Raw genomic sequence first — 14,576 nt, forward strand, 5'->3', positions numbered from 1 at the left:
GGGCCACGGTCCTTCAGACCCGCCGCATCACGCCCGACGAGGCCCGCGCGCAGATGGCCGAGTACATGCCGGCTCCGCTGATTCGATCCCTGCCCGACTTCTGGGCCACCGCCTCCGAACGTCCCGCCGTCATCGCCGACACCACCGCCACCCTGCTGGCACCCGCGCCCGCAGCTTCCACCAGTGGGTTCGTGAGAATTCCGCGGCCTTCTCCCCCAACTGATTCCGGCCGCCCGCACCGGGACGCGGCCACCGGTGTCACCTTCCGCGCGGCGCACCCGGCAACCGGCCCGCGTCACCGGCGTTCCGGTCGTACGCTGTGGGGCGTGGAAGGAGACCGATCATGAGTGAGCCGACATCCGTCCGTACCCGCTTCGACCCGCGAGCCCGCTGGCGTGAGCTACCGCCCGAACCGGACCGCTGGATCGAAACCGTGGCGACCGAGCCCGGGGCCTCCGGGTACGGCGCGGCCGGGGTCGACCCGGGCGAGGATGTGGTCCGGTTCTACGGCGGATAGGAAACCGCTGGTTAACGGCGTGTCATCAGGGCAGGCGACGTAATCTCGGGACACCGCAGTCGCCGCACAACCCTGGAGGCGTCATGGCGTCCACACTTCCGAAAGTCCCGCCGCTGCCGGTGATTCACGCGGTCGACCGCATCCGCCACCGGCTGGCCGCGCTCCAGCGCCGGCTCGTACCCGGGCATGTGGCGCTGCGAGAGATCCAGATGGGCGGGTTCCTGGCCCAGGCGGTGCACGCCGCCGCCGCACTCGGCATCGCCGACGCCCTGGCCGCCGGACCTCGACAGCCCGGCGACCTCGCGCGCACGATCGGCGCGGACGAGGACGGGCTGCGCCGGCTCATGCGGGTACTGATCAGCTTCGAGGTGTTCGCCCAGCGCACCGACGGCGCGTACGCGCTCACCCGTGTCTCGCGGGCGCTGCGTGGCGACGCGCCGGTATCGCTGCGAGATCTGTTCCTGTTCTTCGGTTCCGAATATCACCGCGGACACTGGAGTCACCTGCACGATGCCGTGCGCACCGGGCACGCCGTGGGGCCGGTGCTGGACGGGATGAGCTTCTTCGACTACACCGCCGAGCACCGGGAACTCGGCGAACTGTTCGATCGCGCCATGACCAGCGTCAGCAATCTGGCCATCGCTCCGCTGCTGGCCGCCTACGATTTCGGGCGCTTCGGCACCATCGTGGATGTCGGGGCCGGGCACGGCAGCCTGCTGATCGAGATCCTGCGCCATACCGAGGCCCGCCGCGGCGTCATCTTCGACCTGCCCGAAGTCGTTGCGGGACTTCAGGATCAGATCAATCGGCACGAGCTCACCGACTGCCTCACGGTGGAAACCGGGTCGTTCTTCGACACCGTCCCCAAGGGCGGGGACGCCTATATCCTCAAGCACATCGTCCACGACTGGTCCGACACCGAGGCCGAACACCTCCTGCGCACCGCGCGCGCCGCCATGGATCCCGAGGCCACCCTGCTGCTCATCGAGATGGTGCTGCCCGCACACAAGCGCCCGCACGCTTCGAAATTCATCGACCTGGAGATGCTGGTCAACGCCCCCGGTCGTGAACGCACCCGCGACGAGTACGGAAACCTCTTGGCCCGCAGCGGATTCGCGCTCACACGCGTGGTGCCCACCGCCTCGGCCGACAGCGTCGTGGAGGCCCGCCCGATGCGGTAAGCGAACATATCAGACGGCTCCGCGCCAGCGTGTCGCTACATTGTCCCCATGACCGAGGGGGATACATCGAGCGCGGAACCGGCCGGAAGCGCCGGGTCCGAGGATCGAACGGCGTCTCCGCGCAAGCTTTTCGCCCAGCGCTTCGCCGAACTCTATGCCGCGGCGGGAAACCCGACCCTGCGGCGCGTCGCAACCGGGGCCGAAGCGCGTATGCGCGCCGCGCAGGGCAACCGGCCCGGCGGTGCGTCCCCGCAGCGCATCAGCGACTGGCGAACCGGCCGAAATGTCCCGGCCCGCTTCGAATCCCTGGTGCCGGTGGTCCTCACCCTCGCCGACCTGGCCCGGGCATCGGGCCGATCGCTTCCTCGGGAACTGGGCGAGATCCGGGAATGGAAGAAGCTCTGGCATGCGGCCACCACCTGGAACCCCGAGGCCGACACCGAGGCGCCCTGCCCGTACCCGGGCCTCACCTCGTACGGGCCGGAGAATCGCGAACTGTTCTTCGGCCGGAGCCGGTGCACGGCGGAACTCGCCGCCCTGGTGCGCGAAACAGCCGGCGGCGCAGTGGGAATCATCGCGGTGGTGGGTGCTTCGGGGGCCGGGAAGTCCTCACTGCTCGCGGCGGGCCTGCCCTCGGCACTCGCCGAGTGGACGATCACCTCCTGCACTCCGGGCGCGCATCCGGTCACCGCCCTGCGCGTCGCCCTCGGCGAGCCCGAAGCCGAGCCCGAATCCGACGCCGAGCCCGGATCCGAATCCGACGCTGAGGCCGAGCCCGAAGCCGAGGCCCAGACCGAAACCGTTCCGGCACAGGACGACACCGAGCGACGCCTGCTCATCGTCGATCAGTTCGAGGAACTCTTCACCGTCTGCGCCGACGACGGTGAACGCGCCGAATTCCTGCACCTGCTCAACGATCACGCCACCCGTGCCGACAGCAGGATCACCGTGGTGATCGCCGTACGCGCCGACTTCTACGGCCACTGCCTGACCTATCCGGTCCTGCAGGACGCCCTCGAGCTCCGCAGCTACCTGCTCGGGCCGATGCGGATGGACGAACTCGCCCAGGCCATCTCCGGCCCGGCCCGCGCCGTCGGCCTGGAATTGGAGCCCGGCCTCGAAGAGCTGGTCATCACCGAATTGTGCGGCGCCGGAGCGCATCCCGAGCAGCGCGGTTACGATCCCGGCGCACTGCCCCTGCTCTCCCACGTCATGGCCGCCACCTGGCAGCGCCGCGAAGGCCGCCGCCTCACCGTCGCCGGGTACCGAAAGGCAGGCGGCGTCACCGGCTCGGTCGCCGACACCGCCGAGAACTCCTGGAACGAGCTGACTCCCGGCCAGCAGCTCGCCGCGCGCGAGATCCTGCTGGCCCTGGTCACGGTGAGCGAGGATGCGCGGGATACCCGCCGCATCGGCCACCGCGCCGAACTGCTGCGGCGCGCCGACGACTCCGACGATGCCACGGCCGCAGTGGAATTGCTCTCCAGCGCACGGCTCATCGCGCTGGACGCCGACGCGGTGGCCCTGACCCACGAGATCGTCCTCACCGCCTGGCCGCGACTGCGCGGCTGGATCGACGCCGATCGAGTCGGATACCTGGTCCGGCAACGCCTGGAAGCCGATGCGGCGGACTGGGATTCGAACGACCGCGAACCCTCGCTGCTCTACAGCGGCGTCCGATTGCAGCAGGTCCTGGATTCCGTCGATCCGCCCGCACCCGGCCCGCTCGCCCGCGAGTTCCTCACCGCGAGCACCACGGCCCGGACACGCGCACGCCGCCGATCATCCAGGGGCAAAGCGATACTCGCACTGCTGGGCGTCATCCTGCTGATCCTCGGCTTCGCCACCTACACCCAAACCCGAGCCGTCCGGCAGCAGCACGACAACCAGACTTTCGCCGCCGTAGTCGCCGAAGCCAACCGTCTCTGGTCGTCGAATCCGGCCCTGTCCGCGCAGCTGTATCTGGTGGCGCGGCAGCTGCGGGCCGACGACCCGGACGTCGAATCCAAACTGCTTCAGACACAACATATTCCACTGGCCAAATCCCTGCCCGGCCACGATGACATGGGCGATTGGGTGGGTTACCTGCCGGGCGGCCGCACCTTGGCGTCCATCGGCGGCAACACCCTGCAACTGTGGGACGTCCGCGATCCGCTGCACGCCCGGAAGCTGCCGAACCCCATTCCCGGGGTCTACAGCGCCACCTTCAGCCAGGACGGCACGAAAATGTGCACCGAGGAGGTGGATTGGGGCACCAACGTGTGGACCTCGAGACTCTGGGATGTGAGCAACCCCGAAAGCCCCCGCGAACTCGCGACACTGCGCGAACCCGAGGACACGACGGCGGGACCGGCGGTTTTCCTCGCAGACGGCCGGACGATGCTGTCGCTGACCGGATCCCGCCTGCGGCTGTGGGATATCAGCACACCCACGACACCGATTCCCGGTGCGTCCTGGCCGCTTTCGAACAACTCGGAGTTCCGGTACTACTCCCGGATGGAGTTGAGCCCCAACCGCGAAGTCGTGGCGTTGATCGGGCCCGGCGCCACCGAATCCATGGAGACCGTGCAGCTGTGGAACACCGCCAACCCGGCCGCTCCGGCGAGGATCCCCGGTGAACTGCGCGGCCCCACCGAGGACATCAACGAGATCGCCTTCGATCAGGACAGTCGATTGCTGGCCATCGGCAGCGGCAACTCCTCGATGCAACCCCTGGGCAGAGACAGCGGAAAAGTACAGCTCTGGGATATCAGCGACCCCGTCCGCGCGCGGGCGACCGGACCGGTCCTGGACACCGGCGCCTCCGCGCTCGACGGGCTGACCTTCGGGCGCGGCGGGCGAGTCCTGGCCACCGGCAGCGGTGACAGCGCGACGCTGTGGAACATCGCCGAACCGGACGCACCCGTCCGCATCGGTGCGAACCTGACGCTCGGAGCATCCACCTGCATGTGGCGCGGGACGGAACGCCCGTGTACCGCCGGACCGAACAGCCTCGCCTTCGGTCCGGACGGGAACACCCTGACCGGCATCAGCACCGGCGGCGAACTGCTCGTCTGGTCGCTGCCCGCCACCGTGCTCGACGGGCATGCGGGCTGGCCCAGCCGCCCGCTGTTCGACAGCACCGGGGAGCGGATGGTCACCGCGTCCACCGACGGGCGAATCGCCGTCTGGGATGCGCGGAACCCCTTGGCGCCGAACCGAATCGGCGAGTACCGGCTGCAGCCCGGGTTGCACGGCTTCGCCTTGTCGCCCGACGGTCGCACCCTGCTGGTCAGCACGAGCGAATCCACCCCGACCACCTTGCTCGACCTGTCCGATCCAGCGCGCATCCGGCCACGGGGCACCTGGGAACGACCGTCGACGCAGCACCAGTTCATGCCCAGCCCCGACTGGACGATGATGGCCACCAGCGAGGACGGGAAGATCCGGCTCTGGGATCTGTCCGATCTCACCCGGCCGGTCCCGATAGACGCCACGATTCCGACCGCGTGGGGCAATGGAACCGCCGTCTTCGGTCCCGGGAACAAGACCCTCGCCGTCTACTCCGGCGGGTCGTTCTCGCTCGCGGACTCGGACGGTTACGACGTATCCATCTGGGATATCGCCGACCCCGCGCACCCGCGCCGCCTCGGGGAGGTACTGAACGCACCCGCGGGGCCGACCCTGTATTTCCACTTCACCCCGGATCTGCGGACCATGCTCGTCAGCGACGGAGCGACCGTGCAGAGCTGGGATATCAGCGACCCCGCGCACCCGGCCCGCCTCGGCCCGGCGGTCACCGTGAACCCGATCTCGTCCGGCCTCATCGGATTCAGCGCCGACAACCGGACGCTGGTCATCGGCGGCGGGGACGGCACGGTGCAACTGTGGGACTACTCCGATCCCGCCCGGCCCCGCCGGATCGGTGGGCCGATCGTCGACCCGGGCACGGTCTCCTGGAGCATCGACTTCGGACCGGGCGATCGAATCCTCGCCGGAGCGCGGGAGGGCGGCGAGATCCGCCTGTGGGACCTGGATGTTCAGCACGCCATCGACCGGATCTGCGCGATCACCGGCGAGATGTGGACACCGGAACTGTGGGAGCAGTACCTTCCGCGACTGTCCTACGATCCGCCGTGCGACTGAGCCGTCCGATACGGGAGATACCCCGCACCGGACAGCGCGACGGCGCGCCGTGGCACCCGGATCGGCGCTGCCGTCACGCCGTCCGGCGCTCCTCCGTCTCCCCGTGGTTCCCGTGCGGGCGGCGCGCCGCCTCACCACGTTGCGCGCGCGGCGCGACCACGCCGGCGGCCAGATCGGTCCAGCCGTCGGCCATCTGGGCCAGCAGGAACCAGGCGGCGTGCACCTGTTCGTCGGATACCTTCTCGGCCGTGCGCAGCAGATGGACGGCGCGCACCTGCGCGGCGGCCATCGCATCCACCATCGAGCCCAGGGATTCCGTCCGTGTCACACCCCGCCGACGCGCACGGGCAGTCACCCATTCATCGATATGCGAAACCAGTTGTGCGCGTCGCTCATCGATACCACCGGCGTCGCCCCGGCGGTGCCGGCGTTCCAGGTGGAGTTCGGCGAGGCCGCGGGCCCAGCGGGTCACCGGGTGGTCGTCGGGCTGGTCGCCGATGTGACCGCAGAAGGCGGCCAGCAGTTCGTGCCAGTCGGGCAGGAGGGCCACGTCGGTACGGCCGCTCGCCCGCCAGATGGGTGTGCTGTCCGGAACGTACATGCGTTTCCTCCACGGCAAAGCGGGCGCACCCGGCGCCGTGGACGGTTGCCGGACCGCGAGCCCGGCGCGGCAAGGGCGGACCGCGCCGGATCCTGGCAACCGCTATCGGCGAAGGGCACATCTCGATGCGGCGCCGGGTGCAGTTACAGAATGACCCGGAGCCGCGGACTTCCCACCGCCCTTACAGTGGCCTTCCACTGCCCATTCACCCGCCGCGCCGAACGACACGCCATGTTCCAAGGAGGATGACCGGTATCCGATGGGCGAAATGCCCTGTGCGAGAAGATCATCCGGCCGGAAAGAGCAATAACAAACCGACACATCGGAATTGTTAGCGCGGTGCCGAATCAGACCTTCACGAGATCATCGGCGTGCACGACGGGACGCTGCATCGCATCTGGAAGTTCGCTGGTGGAACGACCTTTCATGGCGGTCAGCTCGACGCTGTCGTACGCGACCACGCCGCGGGCGACGATACGGCCGTCCGGAGCGACGAGATCGACGACGTCGCCACCGTAGAAACGGCCTCGGACATCGGTGATACCGGCGGCGAGCAGGGAGTGGCGACGGTCGGCTACGGCACGGACGGCACCGTCGTCCAAGTGGATCGCGCCATGACTGTCGGCGGCGTGGCGGACCCAGAACTTGCGGGCCGACAGGCGAACCGGGCGCGCGGCGAAAGCCGTGCCGACCGTCGCGCCCGCGAGCGCCGCGGCCGCATCCGAGGCGGCGGCCAGCAGGACCGGGACACCCGCGTCCGCGGCCAGCCGCGCGGCGGAGAGCTTGGAGGCCATCCCGCCGGTACCCAGCGCGCCACCGCTGCCGGCGATCACGCCGTCCAGATCGGCGCTGCTGCGCACCTCCGGAATGAAGTTCGCGTCACCCTTGCGCGGGTCGCCGTCGTAGAGGCCGTCCACATCCGAGAGCAGCACCAGGGCGTCCGCGCCGACCAGGTGCGCCACCAGCGCGGCCAGCCGGTCGTTGTCGCCGAAGCGGATCTCTTCCGTTGCGACAGTGTCGTTTTCGTTCACCACCGCGATGGCGTGCAGCGACCGCAGGCGATCCAGGGTGCGCTGGGCATTGCGATGGTGTTCGCGACGGCCGAAGTCGCCCGCCGACAGCAGCACCTGCCCGACCACCCGGTCGTAGCGGGAGAACGAGGTACCCCAGGCGTGCGCCAGCGCCAGCTGACCGACACTCGCCGCCGCCTGCTTGGTCGCCAGATCCTTCGGTCGCTTGGACAATCCGAGCGGGGCGATACCCGCGCCGATGGCGCCGGAGGACACCACCACCACATCCGACCCGGCCCGCATGCGCGCCTCCACCGCATCGGCCAGGCGATCCAGCCGGTCGATGTCCAGGCCGCCCTCGAGACTGGTCAGCGCCGACGACCCGATCTTCACGACCACGCTGCGCGCGGACGCGACGGCCTGCCGCGCCTCACTGAGTTCGGTCACCTTCGTACCAATCGAACTCACTTGCACCACACCTCAATTCGCCCGCGCCGCGCGTCCCACGCGGCGCCGCACCCGAAAGATGTTCCTACTCTTCGTCTTCAGTCACCAGACCGCGGCGCACACGCGAGGCGTGCTTGCGCTCGGCAGCACTGATGCGGTCGGTCTGATCCAGCCGCGGGTCCACGCCGCGGCGGGTCATCAGCGTCTCGACACCCGCCGAGATGGACGGCTCCCAGTCGAAGACGTAATCGCCGATGGTCACCGACGCGCCCGGCTCGGCACCCAGCTTGACCAGCTCCTCCTCGACGCCCAGCCGGGCCAGACGGTCCGCCAGGTAGCCCACGGCCTCGTCGTTGTCGAACTGGGTCTGATGCACCCAGCGCTCCGGCCGCTCACCGGAGACGATGAAGCCGCCCTCCACCTCCGGATCCCGGATGACACGGAAACCGCTGTCGCCCTTGGCAACCGGGCGGATGATCTGCCGCTTGGCCTCGGCCTTCGGATGCGCCGCACGGTACGCGGCGACCATCTCGGCCAGCGCGAAGGTCAACGGGCGCAAGCCTTCCCGGCTCACCGCCGAAATCTTGAACACCGGCCAGCCACGCTTGGCCAGCTCCGGCTCCACGAAATCCGCCAGCTCGTCGGCATCGGGGATATCGGCCTTGTTCAGGATGACCACGCGCGGGCGATCCGCCAGATCACCCAGACCGGCGTCACCCTTCAGCGCGGGCTGATAGGCGGCCAATTCGGCTTCCAGCGCATCGATATCGGAGATCGGGTCGCGGCCCGGCTCCAGCGTCGCGCAGTCCACGACATGCGCGAGCACCGCGCAGCGCTCCAGATGCCGCAGAAAATCCAGGCCCAGACCACGGCCCTCGCTCGCACCCGGGATCAGACCCGGCACATCGGCGACGGTGAACGTGGTGTCACCCGACTGCACCACACCGAGATTCGGCACCAGCGTGGTGAACGGGTAGTCCGCGATCTTCGGCTTGGCCGCCGACAGCACCGACACCAGCGACGACTTACCGGCCGACGGGAAACCCACCAGGCCCACATCCGCCACCGACTTCAGCTCGAGCACCAGCTCGCGCTCCTGGCCCTCCTCGCCGAGCAGTGCGAAACCGGGAGCCTTGCGCGCCTTCGACACCAGCGCCGCATTGCCCAGACCGCCGCGCCCGCCCTGGGCCGCCACATAGGTCGCGCCCGCACCGATCAGATCCGCGAGGATCTCACCGTCGGTGCTCATGACGACCGTGCCGTCCGGCACCTTCAGCAGCAAGCCCTCACCCTGCTTGCCATTGCGGTTACCGCCCTCACCGGGCTTGCCGTTGCCGCCCTTGGCATGCGGATGGAAGTGAAAGTCCAACAGGGTGTGCACATTCGGGTCGACCTCGAGGATCACATCCCCGCCGTTGCCGCCGTTACCGCCGTCCGGACCGCCGAGCGGCATGAACTTCTCACGGCGCACCGAAGCACACCCGTGCCCACCCTTGCCCGCGCGCACGTGCAGAACGACACGGTCGATGAATTTGGACATGGCTTTGATCATCCTCCTTCAGGACATGTCGGCTGGAATCCAGCTACTGCTCGTGTGTCGGAAACAACAAAGCGGGCCAGGGTGTTTCTGCACCCTGACCCGCTTCGGAAAGTTTGTGGAGAAGCTCCGGGACGGCGTCAGGCCGACACCGGCTCCGGAACCACGATGTTGACCGTCTTGCGGCCACGCTTGGTGCCGAACTTCACCGCGCCCGCCTCGAGGGCGAACAGGGTGTCGTCACCGCCACGGCCGACGTTCACGCCGGGGTGGAAGTGGGTGCCGCGCTGACGAACGAGAATCTCGCCCGCCTTGACGGTCTGACCGCCGAAGCGCTTCACACCGAGCCGCTGGGCATTCGAGTCGCGACCGTTGCGCGAGCTGGATGCACCCTTCTTATGTGCCATGTCTCAGTACTCCTCGTGCCGGGGTGCGAACCCCTGGTCGGAACTCTTACTTGATGCCGGTGACCTTCAGGACCGTCAGCTTCTGACGGTGGCCCTGACGCTTGTGGTAGCCGGTCTTGTTCTTGAACTTGTGGATGCGGATCTTCGGGCCCTTGGTCTGCTCGACGACCTCGGCGGACACGGAGACCTTCGCCAGCTTGTCAGCATCGGTGGTCAGCTCGGCGCCGTTCACAACCAGCACCGGCGCCAGGGACACGGACGTGCCCGGCTCACCCTCGATCTTCTCGACCTTCACCAGGTCACCGACCGCGACCTTGTACTGCTTTCCGCCGGTCTTGACGATCGCGTACGTTGCCATCGGTCGGCTGCCCTTCTCTCTGTCTTCGAGTGCTTACGCACTCTGCTCACACGGCTGGCTGATCGGTTCGCACCGAAAACCGCCGCAGACTGGTCTGGTAATCCTGCCGCTCAGCGCCTGGTAGCTCTCGAGGTGATCGGGCACCTTCAGCGCGATGGTCACAGCAGATTGCTGTCACCTGGCAGCGACTGACCAAGACTACAGGACCGGAACCACCCCCTCCAAACTGGGGGCCGCCACTCTCGTGGGGGCTCTCAGGGGCTTCGCCCCCGAACCCCCGAATACCGTGTCGTCTTCTTACAAGACCGGCGCAGCGGTGCGTGACAGGATTTTCCCATGCGAGCAACCGGCACCTTCAGCGTCAAGTCATTCACTCCCACCGATATCGTCCCTGATCCGGCCATCCCGACCGCGCTCGCGACGGGGGTATCGCATATGGAGAAGGTGTTCGAGGGTGAGATCAGCGGGCGGGCTGCGACCTTGTTCACATCCACGTTCGATCAGGCTTCCGGCGTCGGCACCTATCTGGCGATGGAATCCTTCGAGGGCACGGTCGACGGGAAGGCCGGGGCGTTCAACTTCGCGCATTCGGCCTCGACCACCGGGTCCGACCGTCTCGACGAATTCTTCGTCATCGTCCGAGGCAGCGGCACCGGCGAGCTGGCGGGGATCAGCGGGGGCGGCGGCATCGCCGTCGACGCGGACGGGACGCACCGGATCTGGTTCGAGTACGAGCTCTGACGCGACAGCGAAGGCCCCGCTGGATTTCCAGCGGGGCCTTCGTCATTCGAACCTCAGTTGCCGCCCTCCGGGGCACCGGCCGGACGGCCGGCGGTGCGGCGGCGCGGGCGCGCACGCGGTGCGACCTCGGCCGGGGCGATGTCCTCCAGCGAGAAGGCCGGGGTCTGCGGCTGATCCGCGCTGGACAGCACGAAGACCGCGCCCTTGCTCTCGGTGGTCGGAGCAGCCGCCGTGCGGGCCACCCGGCGACGACGGCGCGCGGGGGCCGCGACATCCGATTCCGCCACGGCCGGCTTCGGTTCGGCCGCTTCGGTTTCCGCGGGCTTCGCGGCCTGCGCCTCGGTCACCAGGATCGACGCTTCGGCGGCGGCCTCGATCGCCTCGGCGGACACCACCTCGTCGGCGGCCTCCTGCTGAGCGGGCGTTACCTGCTCCGCGGCGAGCGCGGCGCGGGCGGTGCCATTGGTCGCGGCCTTGGCGACGACCTCGTCCTGGGCGCGCGCGGCCTCCACGGCCCCGGCCTCGGCGGTCTCGTTCGCCTGCGCGACCTCGGCGACAGCGTCGACGCCCGCGACCTCGGCGATGGCCACGGCGGCTTCGGCGGCGGCCACCTCGTCGGCGATTCCGGCGGCCTCCGCCGCGGCGTCGTCGGCGATCACGGCGGCCGCGTCCACGGCCTCCAGATCGGTGTGGTCGACGTCCTCGTCCTCGGCGTGGTGGTGCGCGGCCATGGCCAGGGCGACCGGATGGGCGCGCTTGGCGGCGGCCTTCTCGCTGCCCTTGCCCTCGTCCTTGACCGGCTCGGCCTTCTCCTCGACCTGCGGCTCGACGGCCGGGGTCTCGGCGGCCGCGCCACCGCGGTCCTTGCGACGACGACGCGAACCCTCGCGACGGCCCACACCCTCCTCGGCCGGAGCCGACTCCACCGGGTAGTTGTGCACCAGGATGCCGCGGCCGTGGCAGTGCTCACACGTGGTGGAGAACGCCTCGACCAGGCCGGTGCCCAGCTTCTTGCGGGTCATCTGGACCAGGCCCAGCGAGGTGACCTCGGAGACCTGATGGCGGGTGCGATCGCGGCCCAGCGCCTCGGTGAGCCTGCGCAGCACCAGATCCCGGTTGGACTCGAGCACCATGTCGATGAAGTCGACGACGATCATGCCGCCGATATCGCGCAGGCGCATCTGCCGCACGATCTCCTCGGCGGCCTCGAGGTTGTTGCGGGTGACCGTCTCCTCGAGGTTCGACCCGCCGCTACCGGTGAACTTGCCGGTATTGACGTCGATGACCGTCATGGCCTCGGTGCGGTCGATCACCAGGGTGCCGCCCGAGGGCAGCCACACCTTGCGGTCGAGCGCCTTGGCCAGCTGCTCGTCGATGCGGAACGCGCCGAACACGTCGACACCGCTCTGATCGTGACGCGCGACGCGGGCCAGCATGTCGGGAGCGACCGTGCGGACATAGTTCTCCACCGTGGTCCAGGCGCGGTCGCCCTCGATGACCAGCTTGGAGAAGTCCTCGTTGAACAGGTCGCGGACGACCTTGACCAGCAGGTCGGGCTCCTCGTACAGCGTCTTGGGCGCACCCGAGCTGTTCTTGGCCTGCTCCTCGATGGTGCGCCAGGTCTGCTGCAGGCGCTCCACATCGCGGGCCAGCTCGTTCTCGTGCACACCCTCGGACGCGGTGCGGATGATGACGCCAGCGTCCTGCGGGACGATATCGCGCAGAATCTCCTTGAGCCGCTTGCGTTCGGTATCGGGCAGCTTGCGCGAGATACCGGTGGAGGTGCCGCCCGGCACGTACACCAGGAAGCGACCGGCCAGGCTGATCTGCGTGGTCAGGCGAGCGCCCTTGTGGCCCACCGGATCCTTCGAGACCTGCACCAGCACGGTGTCACCGGGCTTGAGCGCCTGCTCGATCTTGCGCTCCTTGCCGCCCAGACCGGCGGCCTCCCAGTTCACCTCGCCCGCGTACAGCACGCCGTTGCGGCCGCGGCCGATATCGACGAACGCCGCCTCCATCGAGGGCAGCACGTTCTGCACCTTGCCCAGGTACACATTGCCGACCATCGAGGCCGACCCGGTGCTGGTGACGAAGTGCTCGACCAGGATGTTGTCCTCGAGCACCGCGACCTGGATGGTGGCCGCCGGATGTTCGGGGAAGGTCTTCTCGCGCACCACCATCACGCGGTCCACCGATTCGCGGCGAGCCAGGAACTCCGACTCGGTCAGGATCGGCGGGCGGCGGCGACCGGCCTCACGCCCGTCGCGGCGGCGCTGACGCTTGGCCTCGAGGCGCGTGGAACCGCTGATGCCCTGCACCTCGTCCACCTCTTTGGCGGCGCGGCGCTTGGAACGCGGTTCGCGCTCGTGCACGACCGTATTCGGCGGATCGTCCTCGGCGGCCTCGACCTCGGTGTCGTCCCCGCCCTTGCGGCGGCGACGGCGACGGCGGCGACGGCTGCTCGAGCCCTCCGGCACGGCGGCCGAATCCTCGTCGTCGTCGGCGTCGTCGGCCTGGTCGTCGGCCTCGGAGGTGTCGGCCGACTCGTCGGTCTCGTCCTCGGACTCGTCGCCGTCGGAATCGCTGTTCTGCTCGCCGCGACCACGGCCACGACCACGGCGGCCGCGGCGGCGACGCCGCGAGGTGCCCTCGCCGCGCTCCTCACGGTTCGACTCGTCGGTCCACTCGGCGTCGTCCTCGGACGCGGTGTCCTCGGCCTTCTCCTCGGCGGCCTTGGTCTCGGTCGCGCGGACCTCGGCGGTCTTGTCCTCGGCGGCGCGCTCCTCGGCGCGGGCCTTGCGGTCGGCGCGGCGCTTGCGCCGGGCCTCCTCGGCGGCCGCCACATCCGGGGCCTGGAACAGCGGCGCGGCCACCGAGGCCGGCTGGAACTGCACCGGCTCCTCGACCTGCGCGGGCTCCTGCTGCTGGAACGGGCTGGTCTGGAAGGGGTTGGTGAACAGCGCCTGCTGCGGGGCGAAACCGGCGGCGGGCGCGGGCTCGGCGGCGGGGACGTTCGTGAACAGGGATCCGATGCGGGCGCCGGGCGCGGATTCGGCAGCGGCGAGCGCGGCTTCCGAGGCGGTGACGGCGTCGGCGACGGCCTGCGCCGTCTCGGCCTCCTCGACCTCTTCGGCGGCGAGTTCGTCGGCCGCGCGGTCGTCGCCCTTGGCGATGGCCTCGTCGACCGTCGTCTCGGTGATGGCCCGCGGGGCCTCGGAGCCCTCGACCGTGCGCGGGCCGAAGGCGTCTCTGACGGTTTCGGCGACCGTGCGGTCCAGGCTCGATTGCGGGCTGCGCGCTTGCGCGCCCATCTCGGTCAGGTGGGCAAGGATGCGTTTGCTGGTGACACCCAGCAGCTTGGCCAGTGCGTGCACGCGGATCCGTTCCGGCAACTGTTCGGCAGCCGGGTTGTTCCCCGCGGCCTCCCCCACACTGTTCGTCTGCGATGTTTCCAGCGGCTCTTGATCGGCCACGAATTCTCCTCGGGCCCCCGGGCGCGTCCCTCCGAGGAGTGACGCGGCCGACGCGGGGGCGCTGTCGTTTCGTACCCGCTACCCTCCCGGGCACGGGTCGATAAGTCTTCGCTCCGTGTGGCCCGTTACCACCTGTGTTGTCGTCGTTCGGGCTAACTGGTCACGCGGAGCCTGGCTGT

General features: G+C 69.2%; 11 protein-coding genes. 5 read left to right on the forward strand and 6 right to left on the reverse strand.

All coding sequences use genetic code 11. The features are described 5' to 3' along the window. The first annotated feature begins 53 nt into the window (after positions 1 to 53). From JK358_RS29390 to JK358_RS29405, 4 genes are all read left to right on the forward strand, one after another. Positions 54 to 347, forward strand: a complete 294-nt coding sequence (locus tag JK358_RS29390) for a hypothetical protein (RefSeq protein WP_201954059.1) — start codon at positions 54 to 56, stop codon at positions 345 to 347. Beyond that, a complete protein-coding gene (locus tag JK358_RS29395) occupies positions 344 to 517 on the forward strand; it encodes a hypothetical protein (RefSeq protein ID WP_201954062.1) in 174 nt (57 codons plus the stop codon). The genes JK358_RS29390 and JK358_RS29395 overlap by 4 nt, the downstream gene beginning before the upstream one ends. Before the next feature lie 83 nt (positions 518 to 600). Further along, positions 601 to 1,698 carry a methyltransferase gene (locus JK358_RS29400; RefSeq protein WP_201954065.1) on the forward strand — a complete coding sequence of 366 codons (1,098 nt, stop codon included), beginning with the start codon at positions 601 to 603 and terminating at the stop codon, positions 1,696 to 1,698. Between the two features lie 48 nt (positions 1,699 to 1,746). After that, positions 1,747 to 5,823 (forward strand): nSTAND1 domain-containing NTPase, encoded by a 4,077-nt coding sequence (locus tag JK358_RS29405; RefSeq protein WP_201954068.1) that lies wholly within the window; start codon positions 1,747 to 1,749, stop codon positions 5,821 to 5,823. Positions 5,824 to 5,896: 73 nt separating this feature from the next. Here the strand turns inward: JK358_RS29405 and JK358_RS29410 are convergent, their stop codons facing one another. The 5 genes from JK358_RS29410 to rplU all read right to left on the reverse strand — a co-directional run bounded on the left by JK358_RS29410 (position 5,897) and on the right by rplU (position 10,183). Then, positions 5,897 to 6,424: a DUF4254 domain-containing protein gene (locus JK358_RS29410; RefSeq protein ID WP_201954071.1), complete on the reverse strand. Its 528-nt coding sequence runs from the start codon at positions 6,422 to 6,424 to the stop codon at positions 5,897 to 5,899. A gap of 347 nt (positions 6,425 to 6,771) precedes the next feature. Continuing rightward, a complete protein-coding gene (gene proB, locus JK358_RS29415) occupies positions 6,772 to 7,893 on the reverse strand; it encodes a glutamate 5-kinase (protein WP_307817805.1) in 1,122 nt (373 codons plus the stop codon). 73 nt (positions 7,894 to 7,966) lie between these two features. After that, positions 7,967 to 9,421: a GTPase ObgE gene (gene obgE, locus JK358_RS29420; protein ID WP_201954075.1), complete on the reverse strand. Its 1,455-nt coding sequence runs from the start codon at positions 9,419 to 9,421 to the stop codon at positions 7,967 to 7,969. 137 nt (positions 9,422 to 9,558) lie between these two features. Then, positions 9,559 to 9,825, reverse strand: a complete 267-nt coding sequence (gene rpmA, locus JK358_RS29425; RefSeq protein WP_201954078.1) for a 50S ribosomal protein L27 — start codon at positions 9,823 to 9,825, stop codon at positions 9,559 to 9,561. Positions 9,826 to 9,871: 46 nt separating this feature from the next. Then, positions 9,872 to 10,183 (reverse strand): 50S ribosomal protein L21, encoded by a 312-nt coding sequence (gene rplU, locus JK358_RS29430; protein WP_181581435.1) that lies wholly within the window; start codon positions 10,181 to 10,183, stop codon positions 9,872 to 9,874. A gap of 336 nt (positions 10,184 to 10,519) precedes the next feature. Between rplU and JK358_RS29435 the strand changes: the two genes are divergently transcribed. Further along, complete coding sequence (locus JK358_RS29435) at positions 10,520 to 10,924, forward strand: DUF3224 domain-containing protein (RefSeq protein WP_201954079.1); 405 nt, start codon at positions 10,520 to 10,522, stop codon at positions 10,922 to 10,924. Positions 10,925 to 10,977: 53 nt separating this feature from the next. Here the strand turns inward: JK358_RS29435 and JK358_RS29440 are convergent, their stop codons facing one another. Continuing rightward, complete coding sequence (locus tag JK358_RS29440; protein WP_372440746.1) at positions 10,978 to 14,397, reverse strand: translation initiation factor IF-2 N-terminal domain-containing protein; 3,420 nt, start codon at positions 14,395 to 14,397, stop codon at positions 10,978 to 10,980. Positions 14,398 to 14,576: the final 179 nt, after the last annotated feature.

Origin of the sequence: Nocardia acididurans (assembly GCF_016741815.1) — a bacterium.
Lineage (GTDB): Bacteria > Actinomycetota > Actinomycetes > Mycobacteriales > Mycobacteriaceae > Nocardia > Nocardia acididurans.

What these genes read in the sequence shown, in the direction of transcription:
- JK358_RS29390 (WP_201954059.1), top strand. Translation starts at nt 54, where the DNA reads ATGGCCGAGTACATGCCGGCTCCGCTGATTCGATCCCTGCCCGACTTC.
- JK358_RS29395 (WP_201954062.1), top strand. Translation starts at nt 344, where the DNA reads ATGAGTGAGCCGACATCCGTCCGTACCCGCTTCGACCCGCGAGCCCGC.
- JK358_RS29400 (WP_201954065.1), top strand. Translation starts at nt 601, where the DNA reads ATGGCGTCCACACTTCCGAAAGTCCCGCCGCTGCCGGTGATTCACGCG.
- JK358_RS29405 (WP_201954068.1), top strand. Translation starts at nt 1,747, where the DNA reads ATGACCGAGGGGGATACATCGAGCGCGGAACCGGCCGGAAGCGCCGGG.
- JK358_RS29410 (WP_201954071.1), bottom strand. Translation starts at nt 6,424, where the DNA reads ATGTACGTTCCGGACAGCACACCCATCTGGCGGGCGAGCGGCCGTACC.
- obgE (WP_201954075.1), bottom strand. Translation starts at nt 9,421, where the DNA reads ATGTCCAAATTCATCGACCGTGTCGTTCTGCACGTGCGCGCGGGCAAG.
- rpmA (WP_201954078.1), bottom strand. Translation starts at nt 9,825, where the DNA reads ATGGCACATAAGAAGGGTGCATCCAGCTCGCGCAACGGTCGCGACTCG.
- rplU (WP_181581435.1), bottom strand. Translation starts at nt 10,183, where the DNA reads ATGGCAACGTACGCGATCGTCAAGACCGGCGGAAAGCAGTACAAGGTC.
- JK358_RS29435 (WP_201954079.1), top strand. Translation starts at nt 10,520, where the DNA reads ATGCGAGCAACCGGCACCTTCAGCGTCAAGTCATTCACTCCCACCGAT.